Source organism: Erythrobacter sp. JB1-4, from assembly GCF_057365025.1.
The window spans coordinates 3,369,291-3,384,237 of sequence record NZ_CP200292.1; the positions used below are offsets into that span (position 1 = coordinate 3,369,291).

The following is a 14,947-nucleotide window of genomic DNA, read 5'->3' on the forward strand; positions in this document are numbered from 1 at the left end:
AATCCCAATGGCCTGCCCCCTACGCCTGCCCTCGTCCGCGTGCAAGGGAAAGTGACGCGCAAAAGGCTGCATTTTCCGTGCATAAAACCGAACCGTCGCCGCACCGCTTTGTCAACCGGGCAAAGACGTAGTTGTTGCAAACGAAAAGGACCGAGCCGCCAAGGCCCGGTCCAATGTCGATCAGAATTACCCAAACACCCTCAAACTTGAGGTTTGCCTGAGTTACTTCATCAAGCCAGCAATCGCCTTTTTCGTGGCCTTGCCATAAGGTGGTTTAAACCCGCCAAGCTTGGCGATATCGAGCTTTGGCTGATGATAAACAGCGCGCGCGTGGCTGAACTCCTTAAAACCCTCAATCGCGTGGTAGCTGCCCATGCCAGATGGGCCGACACCGCCAAACGGCAGGTTCTCATTGCTGATATGAAAGATCACATCGTTGGTGGTCACACCCCCTGAAATGGTGCGGGTGAGAACACGCTCTTGCTCACCTTTGTCCTCGCCAAAATAATAAAGACCAAGCGGACGATCGTTTTCGTTCACATAATCAACTGCCTCATCCACTGCGCGGTAAGTCTTCACCGGCAACACAGGACCAAAAATCTCCTCCTGCATTGCCTGCATCTCATCATTGACGTTTTTAAGGATCGTCAAAGGCATTTTGCGCTGGTTCGCATTGCCAAAGTCCTCGCCCGCAGGGTTCACCTCGATCACTTCAGCGCCCTTGTCGCGCGCGTCTTCAACCATACCCTGAAGCCGTTCGAAATGGCGGTCAGAGACGATGGAGGCATAATCATCATTATGAAGCACAGTCGGGTACATATTGGTCGCCCCCTGCACCACGCCGTTGATCGCCTCGTCTTCGCTTTCTTGAGGCACGTACATATAATCAGGCGCTAGGCAGATTTGCCCAGCGTTCATCATCTTGCCCAAGGCGATACGCTCGCCCGCTTTGGCGAAATCAGCGCTTTTGCCCATGATTACAGGAGACTTACCGCCCAATTCGAGCGTGACCGGCACAAGGTTAGCAGCGGCCGCTTCCATCACGCGGCGCCCTGTCGCAGTAGAGCCCGTGAACACGAGGTGATCGAAGGGCAGCGAGGAAAAGGCGGCTGCCACTTCAGGCCCGCCTGTTACGACCGTAAGCTCGTCTTTCGTGAAGTATTCCTCAACAAGCTCAGCCATCAGCATGCTGGTGCGCTCGGTAAATTCGCTTGGCTTGATCATTGCGCGGTTGCCAGCAGCAAAAATCTGCATCAGCGGTCCAAGAGCGAGTTGAACCGGGAAGTTCCAGGGTGACAAAATGCCAATCACGCCCTTCGGCTCGTAACGAAGCTCGCCCTTACCTCCCAAAAGGTTCAAAGGAAATTGAGGGCTGCGTTTTTCAGTTTTGGCCCATTTGTCCATGTTCTTAAGCGCATGCTTGCCCGCGCCAACGGTCGTCGCGATATCGGTAATCATCGACTGATCCACCGAACGGCTGCCAAAATCGGCGGCCATGGTTTTGCAGAAGTCTTCGCCGTGGTCTTTCAACAGGGCCATCGCCCGTTTGATCCGATCCTTGCGCATCGCCATGCTTTCAGGCCGAGATGCCGTAAAAGCGTCTCGTTGAAGTCTCAGCATAGCTTCCTGTTCTTCGCGCCGGTCGTTAGCCATAGCCACCCTCTCTCAGTTTATCTTAGTTTCGATTTGAGACGCACCTTGCGCGAACTCGGCCAGCGGCGCAAGTTCATTGCACCCCTCAACGAGGGAAGCGCGTTGCGTTTCTGTTGAGTGAACCCTAATTGAGCACCCAACAAAGACCCCTCCTTTTGAAGGACCCAATCCATGAGCCAATTTGCCTCCTCCGATCCAGTTGTGTTCCTGTCTTACGCCCGCACGCCGATGGGCGGTATGCAAGGAGCGCTTTCAGATGTGTCCGCCACTGACCTTGGCGCGACAGCGGTGAAAGCGGCCGTCGAACGCTCAGGCGTTGCAGGCGAAAAGTTTGACCGCGCCTATATGGGCTGTGTTTTGCCTGCGGGTCTCGGCCAGGCCCCTGCCCGCCAGGCCGCTTTGAAAGCAGGCCTCCCCAAATCCGTCCAAGCGACCACTGTGAACAAAGTCTGCGGCTCCGGCATGCAGACGGTCATCATGGGGGCCGAGGCTCTTGCAAGCGGTACTATCGACTATGTCATCGCAGGCGGGATGGAGAGCATGACCAATGCGCCATACCTTCTCAAAAAGCACCGCTCGGGCGCGCGGATTGGGCACGATACGACATACGACCACATGTTCCTCGATGGGCTTGAGGATGCCTATGAAGAAGGCCGCGCGATGGGCACTTTTGCTCAGGATACAGCGGACGAATATCAGCTGACCCGCGAAGAGCAGGACGCCTATTCGATTGAATCGCTGTCCCGCGCCAATGCCGCGATTGAAAGCGGGGCGTTTGCGGATGAAGTGGTTCCGGTGACTTTCAAAACTCGTAAGGGCGAAGTGACGGTCGACACTGATGAGCAGCCCGGAAAGGGGCGCCCGGACAAGATCCCGACGCTTCGAGCAGCCTTTGCCAAAGACGGCACGATTACAGCGGCCACCTCAAGCTCCATCTCAGACGGCGCTGCCGCAGTGGTCCTCACCCGCGAAAGTGTCGCTAAGAAAAACGGCCAAGAGCCAGTGGCGAAAGTGGTCGCAATGGCCGCCCATGCGCGCGAGCCGAAAGATTTCACAGTTGCCCCGGTCGGCGCAATTGAAAAAGTCCTCGCCAACGCTGGCTGGTCAATCGACGATGTGGACCTTTGGGAGGTGAACGAAGCGTTCGCTTGCGTTGCTATGTTTGCCATGCGCGATATCGGCATCGATCACGCTAAGATTAACGTCAACGGCGGCGCTACCGCTTTGGGTCACCCCATTGGTGCATCAGGCACGCGGATCGTTGTGACACTCCTCAATGCGCTGAAGTCTCAGGGTAAGAAACGCGGTGTTGCAAGTCTGTGTATCGGAGGCGGTGAGGCAACAGCAGTCGCGGTGGAATTGGTTTGAGGTTGAAGGGGCCGTTTATTCTGAGCCCCCTGCCTTACATTTCACCAGCGCCCCAAATACGCTCGGCGAGCACCCAACCGCTTTTCCCGCTGATATCAATCTCGCAAAAGCTGTCACGGCAACGCAGCAGCTCGGCAACAACGCCGGGCTGTGCTTGCCAGCGCAATGTCGAGGTCGCAGAAGGCTCTTCGCGCAATTCAGCATTGCCCTCACCCACAATAAGCGCCCCCAATTTCGGGCTCAGCTGGCTTGAGGCGATCCAACCTTGCGTCCCATCAGGGTCTTGGACGAGGCGCCATCCTTCACGAAGGCGCACCACTTGAACCGGCAGTCCTTTACGCTTGTACACCCAATCGATCGGGAAATCCTGGCTCGGCCCCTTACGCATGTTGACCTCATCAAAACGAAGCGTTGCCCAATACGGAACAGCGCGATCTTGAGCTGAGAGTTCATTATGTGGAGCTGCCATCCAAAATGTGAACGCCACGGCAAAGAGTGCGAGAAATCTGAAAGCTTTCATGGGGGCCGTGATAACCAAGCTCAGCGCTGAATTTCAAGGCTAATAGCAGCTCTCATGTAAACCCCTGTACCAAAGCGGGAATTACGAAAGCTGCGCAAACCTGCCTTGACGCCGCTTCCTGAAAGCCCGTAGCGCTCTTCGAACCATGTCGCAGATCCACAAACCGCCCCAATTCGCCTCTGGCAAACCCAAAGTCGTTGTGACCCGCCACCTTGCACCTGCGGTCGAGGCGCGGATGGAGGAGCTGTTTGACGCGACGCTCAACACCAATGACGCGCCGATGAGCCGCGACGAATTGGTCGAGGCTATGGAAAATTGCGACGTGTTAGTTCCCACCGTGACGGACCGCATTGACGCTGAGATGATCGCTGGCGCTGGCAAAAACCTGCGCCTGATCGCCAACTTTGGTGCAGGCACAGAGCACATCGACCTTGCCGCTGCTGCTGCGCGTAAGATCCTGGTGACCAACACACCCGGTGTATTCACCGATGACACAGCGGACCTGGCCATGGCCGGCATCATCGGTGTTCCGCGCCGTATCCGCGAAGGCGTTGAACTCATCCGAGGCGGTAAATGGACCGGTTGGGCCCCCACCGGAATGTTGGGCCGTAAGATCGGTGGCAAAGTGCTTGGGATAATCGGCATGGGCCGGATCGGACAGGCCGTGGCCCACCGTGCCCGCGCCTTTGGGATGGAGATTGCCTATACCGGGCGCCGTCCACTGCCAGCTGCCATGGAAACGATGCTGGGCGCACGGTTTGTGGCCGATGTGGATACACTTATGGCTGAGGCCGATATCCTGACACTCCACTGCCCGCTAACCGACGAAACGCGCGGGCTGATCGATGCACGCCGAATTGCGCTGATGAAACCAGGTTCCAGCATCGTGAACACTGCGCGCGGCGAGATTATCGACCAAGAGGCGCTCATCGCTGCACTGCAATCAGGACACCTCGCAGGCGCTGGCCTTGATGTATACCCCGACGAGCCTGTGGTGGACCCGCGCCTGATCCGGCATCCCAATGTCATGACCCTGCCCCATATTGGCAGCGCCACTGTTGAGGGCCGCGAGGCGTCGGGCGAGAAGGTGATCGCCAATATACAGTTCTGGGTGAACGGCCACAGGCCGCCCGATCAGGTTCTGACAGCGCTGGTCGGCGGCTGAACCTTCGCAAGCTCACCCCCCACAATTTCGGCGATTTCTTTGGCGTCTCGGCGACCTGCTCCAAAGGTCATATGGCGCGCTTTTGGCATTTCGATTTCCACATCGCGCTCATGCGGAAGCCCGCGCGCGCATTCAACCGCAATAACACCATCGCGCTTCGACCAAACGGCGACCGTGTGCACAGGGGGCTTTACGGCCGCATCATCTTTGATTGGGGGCGCATCGACGGTGTGCTTGTTAAGGCGGTTATAGATGCGCCAGGCATGGTTGGCCTTTCGGCTACCCGAAAAAGGCGAGCCGAGCGTAACGACCATCGCCACCTTCTCTGGGTGCCTTTGGGCAAGAACGCGGGTGTAGAGACCGCCAAGGCTCCACCCCACGAGGATAACCGGGCCACCATGGCGCTTTGATATTTTGCGCAGGCGCTTCTCCGCTTTTTTCATGCGCTTGCGGGTGACACCGCGCATAAACCCCATCTTTGAGGCATAGGTCTTGAACCCAGATTGATTGAGCGTCCGCCGCAGCACCGAGGTCGAATAATCACGCGACATAAGCCCGGGGACGACGATAATCGGCGGAGGGTCGTCCAACGCGCTGACAACCTGTGGGACCCGCTTCACATTGCGCCACCTGCCAAATAGGATCAGCGGAATACAAGGAAGTTCCTGTAGCAGGAGCAAGAACGCAGGGGGCTTTTCACTCATCAAAGACTAAGCGAATAGAGCTTGTTAAAGTCACCGGGTTCATAACCGCCAAAGGACCCGCATGGCTCAAAACCAAAGCTTTCGTAAAGGCCAACAGCGGCGTCAAAAAGTTCGCCTGATCCGGTTTCCAGCTTCACTGCTTTAAACCCATGTTTGCGTGCCCGTTCAATAAGGTGGGTGAGCATTGCTTTACCAGCGCCGGTTCCCCGCGCATCAGGGTGAGCCCTCATGGATTTGATTTCGCCAAAACCATCATGAAGCTTCAACGCGCCAATGGAGAGGAGCCTTTCCTCATCCCAAGCGGCATAGAATTCCACCTCGGGCGCTTTCAATCCCGACAGGTCAAGAAAATGGCAAGTGCCGGGCGGCGAGCCTGCATCCATCTCGCGCCCATGCAGTTCGATCAGCGCAATGACTTCAGGTTCTGATATGTCACTGCGTCTGATTTCCATCGCTCACCTCACTTGCTCAATCGGCTAAGGAATTTGGCCCACTCTTCGTCAACATAGCCACTAAGAAACACACGCTCCTCAGCTTTGCTTAACACAGAGCCCCGTTTAGCGAGTACACGCTCACGAATAAAGTCATCAGGCCACCCAGCCCATTCGCCCGCCACGTCAAACAAATTGAAGACAAAGGCCGGAGCAACCTCATTGCGATAAATCCACTCAAGCTCTTCAATTGAATAAGGCGAACGGGCCAATGTGGCCGCCATCCGATCGTACTGTTTATCGTCGAACCATGTATCGAGAAAGGTATCGGCTAGGACCACCCAGACAGGGAGCCTATGAGAAACATCTTCTTCGCCGAGTGTCTCTATTCTCAACTCACAAACTTACTCATCAGCATTGAGCCATTGGTGCCGCCAAAGCCAAAGCTGTTGGTCATCACCGTATCCAGCCCAGCGTTTTCAACGAGGCTTGTGGCGATCTCTTCTGGCTTCAAGGCCGGATCAAGGTTTTCGACGTTAATCGATGGGATGATAAAGTCGTTTTGAAGCGCGAGCAGGCAATAGACCGCCTCTTGCGCGCCGGTTGCGCCTTGGGAGTGACCGGTCATCGACTTGGTAGAGCTGACCGGCGGGGTGGAGCCTTCCCCAAACACACGGCGCACCGCTTCGATCTCGCCCACATCGCCCACCGGGGTCGATGTACCATGCGCGTTGATGTAGCTTACTTTGCGGCCCTCTGGCAGGGTCTTGAGAGCGCCTGCCATGGCCCGCTCACCGCCCTCGCCCGATGGCGCGACCATGTCTGCGCCATCCGAAGTGGCGCAGAAGCCCGTGACTTCCGCGTAGATTTTCGCGCCACGCGCCTGCGCATGCTCAAGGCTTTCGAGCACAACCATCGCGCCGCCGCCACCAATGACAAAGCCATCGCGGTCTGCATCAAATGCGCGCGATGCGCGGGTAGGTGTGTCGTTATACTTGCTCGACATCGCGCCCATGGCGTCAAACAGGCAAGAGAGCGTCCAATCAAGCTCTTCACCGCCGCCGCCAAACATCACGTCCTGCGTGCCAAGCGCGATTTGCTGCGCGGCCATGCCGATGCAGTGGAGCGAGGTGGAACACGCCGAGGTGATCGAGAAGTTCATGCCCTTGATCTGGTAAGCGGTCGCAAGGTTTGCGCTAACGGTTGAGGACATGGTCTTGGGCACAGCCAATGGCCCAATACGCTTGGTCGCACCGGATTTCAGCACCACTTGGTGCGCCGCCAACATCGCAGAGGTAGAAGGCCCGCCCGAACCCGCAATCACGCCGGTCATCGGGTTGATCACGTCGCTCTCTTCAAGCCCCGCATCCGCAATCGCCTGTCCCATGGCGATATAAGCATAGGCAGCGCCCGGCCCCATGAACCGCAGCGTGCGTTTCTCAACATGCTCTTTGATATCAAGATCAACCGCACCCGCAATCTGCGAGCGAAAGCCGTGCTCGGCCATGTCTTCGTTGAAACTGATGCCCGATTTTCCGGCTTTCAAAGAGGCGGTGACCTCTTCAGCATTATTCCCGATGGAGGATACAATCCCCAGTCCCGTTATCACTACGCGGCGCATTTGATCCCCTGACATCCTGCGTTCACAATCACGCTTCTGAGAGCGCAACCTTCATATCTTTAACCTGATAGATGACTTCGCCATCCGCCTCGACCACGCCGTCGGCAACGCCCATGGTCAGACGGCGGGTTTGCACCGCCTTAGTGAAGTTCACGTAATATTTGAGCATCTTGCGATCTGGGCGCACCATGCCGGTGAGTTTTACCTCGCCAACGCCAAGCGCATAACCTCGCCCCTTCCAACCGCGCCAGCCAAGGTTGAAACCCGTCAGCTGCCACAATCCATCAAGCCCCAAGCATCCCGGCATAATCGGATTGCCGGGAAAGTGGCAGTCGAAGAACCACAGGTCTGGGTTGATATCATATTCGGCCACCACATGGCCTTTGCCATGTTCCCCGCCATCGCCTGAAATATCGGTGATACGGTCCATCATCAACATAGGCGGCGCGGGCAATTGCGCATTGCCTTCGCCAAACAGCTCTCCGCGAGCGCATTTCAGTAGGTCTTCGCGGTCAAAACTGGTCGGAAAATCTGTCATTGCGGGCCCTTGGCTCCTAGCCTTTTATCGTTGTTGTGCCGGGGCGACTAGCACCGTGATCATGCTATGAAAAGACTGCGAGTGTGGGTGCGTTGATAAGTGCAATCGTCACACGTTCGCACAAGGATTGATCTGATCAGGCTCCACCCGCTGCTCTCCGCGTTCGAAGCGAGCAAAATAGCTGGTCAAATCAGGTCGCTCGACAAATTCGACAAGTTTATATCCCACCGCCTTCATCTCGCAGAAAAGCAGCTGGGGTGGGATACCGCCCTGATGGGTTGGCCGGTCATATTCAACCACGATAATCTGCCCGCCCCGCGCCAACGCAGGCCACATCCTCCACATAAAGGCATAAGGCTCCGTTACCTCGCTGTAGACGTGGACGAGGAAAATCCGATCGAAACTGTCGGTGGGAAGGCGCGGATCATCGCTCTCGCCAAGCTTGATGAAGGTGTTTTCCAAGCGTTCTCGCTCAACCCTTTGGCCAAGCCGGGCAAGCGCCTCGCTGTCGATGTCTTGCGCAAGAACCCGTCCGCTTTCACCAACGCGGGTGCCGAGGCGAACCGTGTAATAGCCCTCACCTGCACCGATATCGGCGACTGTCATGCCCTCGGAAATGTTCGCCAGATCCATAACCGCCTGAGCCTCGCCGCGCTCTTCGCGTGCGTCCTCATCGGGAAAGGGATCGACCGCACCGCCTGCTCCACCGGGCAATTCGCGGTCAGCGACGGGAAATGCAGCGACACTCTCTGGCCGGTCAAAGGCAGGCGCATCGCACCCTGAAACCGCTGAAAGGGCCGCTAAAGCGACAACACCAAGGTATGCGCGGTGGATCATGGAATGGGTAGCGCCCTCATGCCAGACACGAAAACATCGAACGCAAGGTCCCCCTGACGCCAAGGGGATTGCCGCTCATCGGTGCGCTTGTTCACTGCAATCGCCGTTTTGCGAAACACGCTATCAAGCGACTGGCGACGGTCGATTTGTTTCGCAAATTCAATTGCGAAGGGACTGCCCTTGCCCGGTTGATCGCCGTCTTCGGCAACATTGCCGGGCTCTGTTGAAAAGAAGGCGACAGCTGAAAGTCCGCGCAAATTGCCGAGCTGTGCAAGACCTTGCCCGGCGCCCGACATATCTTCGAGGCGGATGTAATTGAGGCTGCGCGTTGCTCCGTCTATAGCGACAATCTCAACATCACCCTCTGGCTCTGCATCGAAATAGGGGTTGTTGCGGCAGGCATCGATAATGATCACTGCGCCGCGCGCGCGCTGAGTGATCTGAGTGACCAAGGCATCGAGGGGAATCAGCGAAGAACCATCGGAGCTCAGCAGATAATTCAGCCCATCAAATTGAAACCCGTGCCCTGCAAAATAGAACATGCCAATATCATCGCCCGACAGCGTATCAAGCCACGCATCAAAACCGGCCTGCCATTCTTCAGCGCTTGGTTCTTCAAGGACAGTCAGGTCACGCACATTGGTCTTGGCTAATGAGGAACGGATCAGCCGCAAGTCTGCTCTCGGATTGGCGAGCCTCAGCTCCTCATCCTTAGCGTTCTCATAGTTGGATGCAATCAGCAGCGCTTTGACTTCGGCATACGCAGCGCTCGGCAGCGCCAAGGCCATCACTGCCAGTGCAAGCGCACTCAGGAAACGCATCACCACCATCAGAGCCTCAATGACAGCCCAAGATTGACCCCATGATTAACCCGCGCATCTGAAAAGCTCTGATCACCGGAAATGGGGAAAAACAAGACCGCCCGGTAGCGCACATCAAGCGCAAGGCTGTCTGAGAGGATGAATTGCGCTCCAACCGCGATATCTGGTCCAAGGCTGATCTCGTCAGGATTCTCGAAATCGGACCGCAGATCGTTACCTTGCGCACTTACAGGACTGGTGATCGTCCTAGCAGTGTAGGCGGGTTGATAACTGGCGTGCATCATGCCGTTAGCAAAAGCGACTGCATTCTCTCCGATTGGCGCAAACAAGGTCGCCCCTGCCCTCGCACTGGCGGTTACGAGTGCGGCATCATTCGTAGTCGCAAACTCCGATACGCTTGATTGGGGCGATACAGCCATCCCGGTTTCCTGCGAGAGGATCTCTGCAGCGATTATTCCGGTCTCGGCATTGCGGATATTGATGTCGGCATCGGCCTCAATTCGCTCAAGGCGAACCCCTGCGAAGAACGCGAAACGCTCATTCTGGCGGCGCTGCCACGTCGCTTCGAGATCAATGCGTTTGTAGTCGACACTTCCCGAAAGCGTCTGTGTCGCGATATCTGTGATACTCGCATCGCCGACTTCAAGCGTTGAGGTCGTGGACGACAACAGCTCAATAGTTCCAGAACCTTCGCCATAGCCAGCGCTCAAGGTGAAGCGGTCACGGTCGTCTCCAAAGTTGATCATGCCACCAAACATGGCAAATCCGATTTGGTTGGCCGTTACTCCCTCGCCCTCAAACGATGTGTTGAATGTGACCTCATCGTTCTGAAAAATGTCGCGCACATTTTGAAGAAAAGCCTCATCGTCTTGCCGGGCGATCAGAACCTGGTCGCTTCCATCTGATGTACGAAGGTTGGAATTGTCAAAGTAGTAGGCAATGCGCGGGCCCACGATGACGTCCGCAGCAGCAGGACTAGCGCTGACAAAAACTGCCAAACATAATGCGCCTTTTAGGCCTGCCTTACTCAACATCCTCAACATCAACTGTTTCCCCGGTCACGCGCTGCGCGAGCGCTGCTGAAATGTAGCCATCGATCTCGCCGTCGAGCACCTTATCTGGCGAGGAACTGGTAAAGCCTGTCCTAAGGTCTTTGACCATTTGGTAGGGTTGAAGGACATAAGACCGGATCTGGTGGCCCCAGCCAATCTCGCTCTTTTCCTGATATTCGCCAGACGCCTCAGCCTCGCGGATTTGCATTTCGCGTTCAAACAGCCGCGCTTTAAGCATGTTCATCGCGGTTGCGCGGTTCTTGTGCTGAGAACGGTCGTTTTGCGATGCCACCACAATGCCGGTGGGCTGGTGGGTGATGCGGACCGCTGAATCGGTGGTGTTGACGTGCTGACCGCCTGCGCCGGATGCGCGGTAGGTGTCCACTTTGAGGTCGGCGGGGTTGATCTCGATATCTATATCATCGTCGATCACAGGGTAGACCCAGACGCTTGAGAAGCTTGTGTGGCGTTTGGCGGCGCTGTCATAGGGGCTGATCCGGACAAGCCGGTGGACGCCGCTTTCGGTCTTGGCATAGCCATAGGCGTTCTCGCCTTTGATCAGCAATGTTGCAGACTTGATGCCAGCCTGATCGCCAGCCTGATATTCCACGGTTTCGATCTTGAACCCGCGCCGTTCAGCCCAGCGGCCATACATGCGAAAGAGCATTTCGGCCCAATCCTGGCTTTCGGTGCCCCCGGCCCCTGCGTGGATTTCGAGATAGGTGTCGTTGCCGTCCGCCTCGCCTGAAAGAAGCGCTTGCACTTTGTCAGCATCAGCGCGCGCTGCAAGTTTTTCAAGGCTGGCAAGACCATCATTGATGATGCTCTCCTCGCCCTCAGCCTCGCCCATTTCGATGAATTCGACCGCGTCACCCATCTCAGAAGAGATATCGTTGACTGTGCCAATCGCATTCTCAAGCAGCTTTTGCTCACGGCTGATTTTCTGCGCTTCTTTGGGATTGTCCCACAGCGCCGGGTCCTGAACCCGCGCATTGAGCTCATCAAGACGCCGCAAAGCGCGCTCCCAATCCAGCGATTGGCGCACGAGGTCGAGGGCTGCCTCGATCCGGTCAATATGGGCTTGGGCCTCGGCCCGCATGGCAATTTCCTAAATCGTGTCTGAGCGCCTCGATTAGCGCTGGATAGGCGATTGTAAAGAGCGCGCGCTTGCTAATCCGAAAGTGAGCGGACCGCTGCGAGAGTTTTGGAAACATGTGCACGATAATCACTGTCGGAATGGACCAGTGCAATCCGGCCATCGGGCGCGATGACATAGGATGTGCGGCTTGCCAGTCCTGATGAGCCAAGCGCCACGTCATACGCCTCGATCAAACGCTCTCCTGCAACACCGACAGGAAACGCATCGCGGCATTCCTCTTTGCTAAAGCGTTTGAGCGTGTCGATTTCGTCGTTGGACATGCCAATAACGCTTGCGCCTTCTTTACGAAAATCGGGCATCGCCTCGGCAAAGGCATTGGCCTCCAATGTGCAGCCAGAGGTGAAGGCCTTGGGGTAGAAGTAAAGCACCACCGGCCCTTTTCGAAGAGCGGCGGCGAGTGAAAAGCCCATTTCTTTGCCTGCAAGCGCTGCTCTGGTGGTGAAATTCGGTGCCTCAATCCCGACAGGCAAATCCGCCTTCGCAGGGGCCGAGAACGCCAAACTTGCAGCAAGGGTGATAAGGGCGAGGTTCAAGATGCGCATCAGTAAATTCCGCCCTGTTCTTCGGCAAAGTTCTCAGGCTGACCTTCAGCCCGGCGCGTCTGACCGCTGCCACCGCTACGTCCCGCTGCGATTAGAGCAAGGATCTCATCACGCTTCGCGGCTATCTCATCCTGACGCGTCGAGCGCTCCGGCTCGGTATCAGGTTTAAACGCCTCCCAGATTATATCGGATTTGGGATTGCCCGAAGGCCATCCTGCAAGCACTTTCTTGCCCGTGCGCCGGTCGACCCGAACCATGCGAATACCCTCTGGTGCGACCGGCGGGAGATCAGACCAATGATCGCGCGAGCTCTTTATGAGATCCTTGATAATCGGGGCAACAATCGTGCCGCCATAAGCATAGCCGCCCATATTGCGCGGCGTATCAAAGCCCATGTAAGCGCCCGCAATAATCCGCTGCGTCCCGCCAACAAACCACACATCTTTAGGGCCGCTGGTGGTGCCGGTCTTACCGAACAAAGGCAGACCAAGATCGTTGAGAACCGTCGCCGTCCCGCGCGTCACTACGCCTTCGAGCATGTGCATGATCTGAAACGCAGTGCGTGGGTCCATTGCCTGCCGGCCCTTAATCCCAAAGCGCGGCATCGAAGAACCATCGTAAGCGGCCATATTACAGCCATTGCACGGGCGATTGTCCGCGCGCCAGATGACTTTGCCTTGGCGATCCTGCACGTAATCGATGACCGTTGGCCGGTTCAATCGCCCGTGGTTCGCAAGAGCGCCGTAAGCGGCCACAATGCGCGAAACTGTTGTTTCTTCTGAACCCAAAGACGTCGCTGCATAAGGGTCAGCATCATCGCTAATGTCGAGCGCTTTGATCGTATCGACAACATTGTTCATGCCCGCCTGCATGCCAATCTGAACGGTCATAATGTTCTGCGATTGCTCAAGCCCATAGCGCATCGGAAATTGCCCAGCGCGCCCGCCGCGAATGCATTTTTCGCCCAGTTGGCGGCCCTGATAATAGCAATAGCGTGTGTTATCGATTTCGGTCGATGGGGTCATCCCGTTGTCGAGGCCGGTGGCGTACACAAACGGCTTAATTGTCGAACCCGGCTGGCGCATGGCCTGGGTGGCACGATTGAAATCTGAAAGGCGATGATCAAAACCGCCCTGCATCGCAAGTACACGGCCGCTTTGCGCGTTTTGCACCACAAGCCCGCCTTGCGCAGACGGGACCGTTTCAACGCGAAAACCATTGCCGCTTGGGCTTGCTGTAATCACATCGCCCGCTTTCAAAGCATTGGGCAGATTGGTGAGCGGCGCTTCGTCGCCATTGGAAAAGCCGATGGTCGCAGAAGAGCCAGTGCGCGCCGTCACAACGCCAACACGCCAGTCTTCATAGCGTACGGATAGGAAGGAGCTTGCCAGCTGACTTGCCCAATTGCCCTCGCTCACATCGATCGTCGCAACCGGCCCAGACCATCCGCGACGCCCGTGATATCGGCGCAGACCCCGGCGCAAGCTGTCGCGCGCGGCGTTCTGCATCTCGACATCCAGCGATGTGCGCACCCAAAGGCCGCCGGCATACACGCTGTTCTCGCCGTCTTCCGCAGACTCGCCAAAGTCCGCGATCAATTGGCGGCGCACCTCTTCAAGGAAATACCCCGCATCCGCGCTGCGCTGCGAGCGTTGCTGAACAAGGCCCAAGGGTTTAGCGGCAGCCGCCGCACGCTCAGCTTCTGTGATAAAGCCATTGTCTTCCATTTGAGCGAGCACAAAATCGCGCCGGTCCATGGCCGCTTGCTCTTGACCCTTGCGTCCATAGCGTTCCGGCGCTTTGGGAAGGATCGCAAGGAATGCCACCTCGTGCAGCTCAAGATCGCCCACATCCTTGTCAAAATAGGCACGTGCTGCCGCTTGCACACCAAAAGAACGACGCCCCAGTGGAATTTCATTCAAATAAAGCTCAAGGATTTGCTCTTTTTCCAGCACGCCTTCGATGCGGCTGGCAAGGATCATCTCTTTAAGCTTACGGGTGACCGAATACTCATCGCCTAGCAGAAGGATTTTCGCCAGCTGCTGTGTGATGGTCGAACCACCTACAGCGCGCTCGCCTGAGCCATATTTGGTCGCATAATCAAACACAGCGTTTGCCGTGCCGGTGACATCAACGCCGCCATGGCTGAAAAAGGTCTTATCCTCTGCAGAAAGATAGGCCTGAACCAAACTGTCGGGGAAATCACCATATTGCAGCTGGACCCGGCGTTCACGCGCATAAGAATGGACAATCTCGCCATCCGCCCCGCGCACCACTGTGGGAAGCGGCGTTTGATACTCGACCAAGCTTTCTGCCTCGGGAAGATCACTCGCGAGGAAAAACCAAAGCGCAAGCCAAAGAATGATCGCACCGACCACCATCAAGGCCAGCAGTTTGAACAACACACTGTTACGCCATTTCTCGCCAAACCAAGCGGCAGCCCCGCCCAAATCGCGGTTCAAGCGATAGCGAACATAGGCGAAAAACGGGAGATCGGCAGGATCAGCTATGGGGGTATCAGTCGACATATCGTACA

General features: G+C 56.6%; 15 protein-coding genes. 2 read left to right on the top strand and 13 right to left on the bottom strand.

What is annotated here, in order from left to right; genetic code table 11:
• Window positions 1-222: 222 nt before the first annotated feature.
• Entirely contained in the window at window positions 223-1,653 is a 1,431-nt protein-coding gene (locus AC0V61_RS15815) for a coniferyl aldehyde dehydrogenase (RefSeq protein ID WP_486159099.1), read from the bottom strand.
• A 171-nt stretch (window positions 1,654-1,824) separates the two neighbouring features.
• Here AC0V61_RS15815 and AC0V61_RS15820 point away from each other — a divergent pair, with 171 nt between their 5' ends.
• On the top strand, window positions 1,825-3,021 hold the full coding sequence (locus tag AC0V61_RS15820) for a thiolase family protein (protein ID WP_486159101.1): 1,197 nt from the start codon (window positions 1,825-1,827) through the stop codon (window positions 3,019-3,021).
• A 34-nt stretch (window positions 3,022-3,055) separates the two neighbouring features.
• On the opposite strand, the gene AC0V61_RS15825 is transcribed toward AC0V61_RS15820, so the two are convergent.
• Entirely contained in the window at window positions 3,056-3,490 is a 435-nt protein-coding gene (locus AC0V61_RS15825; RefSeq protein ID WP_486159103.1) for an SH3 domain-containing protein, read from the bottom strand.
• Between the two features lie 196 nt (window positions 3,491-3,686).
• Between AC0V61_RS15825 and AC0V61_RS15830 the strand changes: the two genes are divergently transcribed.
• Window positions 3,687-4,706 carry a 2-hydroxyacid dehydrogenase gene (locus tag AC0V61_RS15830; protein ID WP_486159105.1) on the top strand — a complete coding sequence of 340 codons (1,020 nt, stop codon included), beginning with the start codon at window positions 3,687-3,689 and terminating at the stop codon, window positions 4,704-4,706.
• On the opposite strand, the gene AC0V61_RS15835 is transcribed toward AC0V61_RS15830, so the two are convergent.
• The 11 genes from AC0V61_RS15835 to AC0V61_RS15885 all read right to left on the bottom strand — a co-directional run bounded on the left by AC0V61_RS15835 (window position 4,676) and on the right by AC0V61_RS15885 (window position 14,939).
• Window positions 4,676-5,410 carry an alpha/beta fold hydrolase gene (locus tag AC0V61_RS15835; protein WP_486159107.1) on the bottom strand — a complete coding sequence of 245 codons (735 nt, stop codon included), beginning with the start codon at window positions 5,408-5,410 and terminating at the stop codon, window positions 4,676-4,678. The two genes, AC0V61_RS15830 and AC0V61_RS15835, sit on opposite strands and share 31 nt — an antisense overlap.
• Complete coding sequence (locus AC0V61_RS15840; RefSeq protein ID WP_486159109.1) at window positions 5,410-5,862, bottom strand: GNAT family N-acetyltransferase; 453 nt, start codon at window positions 5,860-5,862, stop codon at window positions 5,410-5,412. The genes AC0V61_RS15835 and AC0V61_RS15840 overlap by 1 nt, the downstream gene beginning before the upstream one ends.
• An 8-nt stretch (window positions 5,863-5,870) precedes the next feature.
• A complete protein-coding gene (locus AC0V61_RS15845; RefSeq protein WP_486159111.1) occupies window positions 5,871-6,236 on the bottom strand; it encodes a DUF7079 family protein in 366 nt (121 codons plus the stop codon).
• Entirely contained in the window at window positions 6,233-7,462 is a 1,230-nt protein-coding gene (locus AC0V61_RS15850) for a beta-ketoacyl synthase N-terminal-like domain-containing protein (RefSeq protein ID WP_486159113.1), read from the bottom strand. Before AC0V61_RS15850 ends, AC0V61_RS15845 begins: the two co-directional genes overlap by 4 nt.
• A 28-nt stretch (window positions 7,463-7,490) precedes the next feature.
• Window positions 7,491-8,000 carry a bifunctional 3-hydroxydecanoyl-ACP dehydratase/trans-2-decenoyl-ACP isomerase gene (gene fabA / locus AC0V61_RS15855; RefSeq protein ID WP_486159115.1) on the bottom strand — a complete coding sequence of 170 codons (510 nt, stop codon included), beginning with the start codon at window positions 7,998-8,000 and terminating at the stop codon, window positions 7,491-7,493.
• A 108-nt stretch (window positions 8,001-8,108) separates the two neighbouring features.
• Window positions 8,109-8,837: a class I SAM-dependent methyltransferase gene (locus AC0V61_RS15860; RefSeq protein WP_486159117.1), complete on the bottom strand. Its 729-nt coding sequence runs from the start codon at window positions 8,835-8,837 to the stop codon at window positions 8,109-8,111.
• Entirely contained in the window at window positions 8,834-9,658 is an 825-nt protein-coding gene (locus tag AC0V61_RS15865) for a caspase family protein (RefSeq protein ID WP_486159119.1), read from the bottom strand. Before AC0V61_RS15865 ends, AC0V61_RS15860 begins: the two co-directional genes overlap by 4 nt.
• An 8-nt stretch (window positions 9,659-9,666) precedes the next feature.
• Window positions 9,667-10,656 (bottom strand): hypothetical protein, encoded by a 990-nt coding sequence (locus AC0V61_RS15870; protein ID WP_486159121.1) that lies wholly within the window; start codon window positions 10,654-10,656, stop codon window positions 9,667-9,669.
• A gap of 25 nt (window positions 10,657-10,681) precedes the next feature.
• Window positions 10,682-11,809, bottom strand: a complete 1,128-nt coding sequence (prfB, locus tag AC0V61_RS15875) for a peptide chain release factor 2 (protein ID WP_486159123.1) — start codon at window positions 11,807-11,809, stop codon at window positions 10,682-10,684.
• Window positions 11,810-11,880: 71 nt separating this feature from the next.
• On the bottom strand, window positions 11,881-12,411 hold the full coding sequence (locus AC0V61_RS15880) for a peroxiredoxin (RefSeq protein ID WP_486159125.1): 531 nt from the start codon (window positions 12,409-12,411) through the stop codon (window positions 11,881-11,883).
• Window positions 12,411-14,939: a penicillin-binding protein 1A gene (locus AC0V61_RS15885; RefSeq protein ID WP_486159127.1), complete on the bottom strand. Its 2,529-nt coding sequence runs from the start codon at window positions 14,937-14,939 to the stop codon at window positions 12,411-12,413. The genes AC0V61_RS15880 and AC0V61_RS15885 overlap by 1 nt, the downstream gene beginning before the upstream one ends.
• Window positions 14,940-14,947 lie beyond the last annotated feature (8 nt).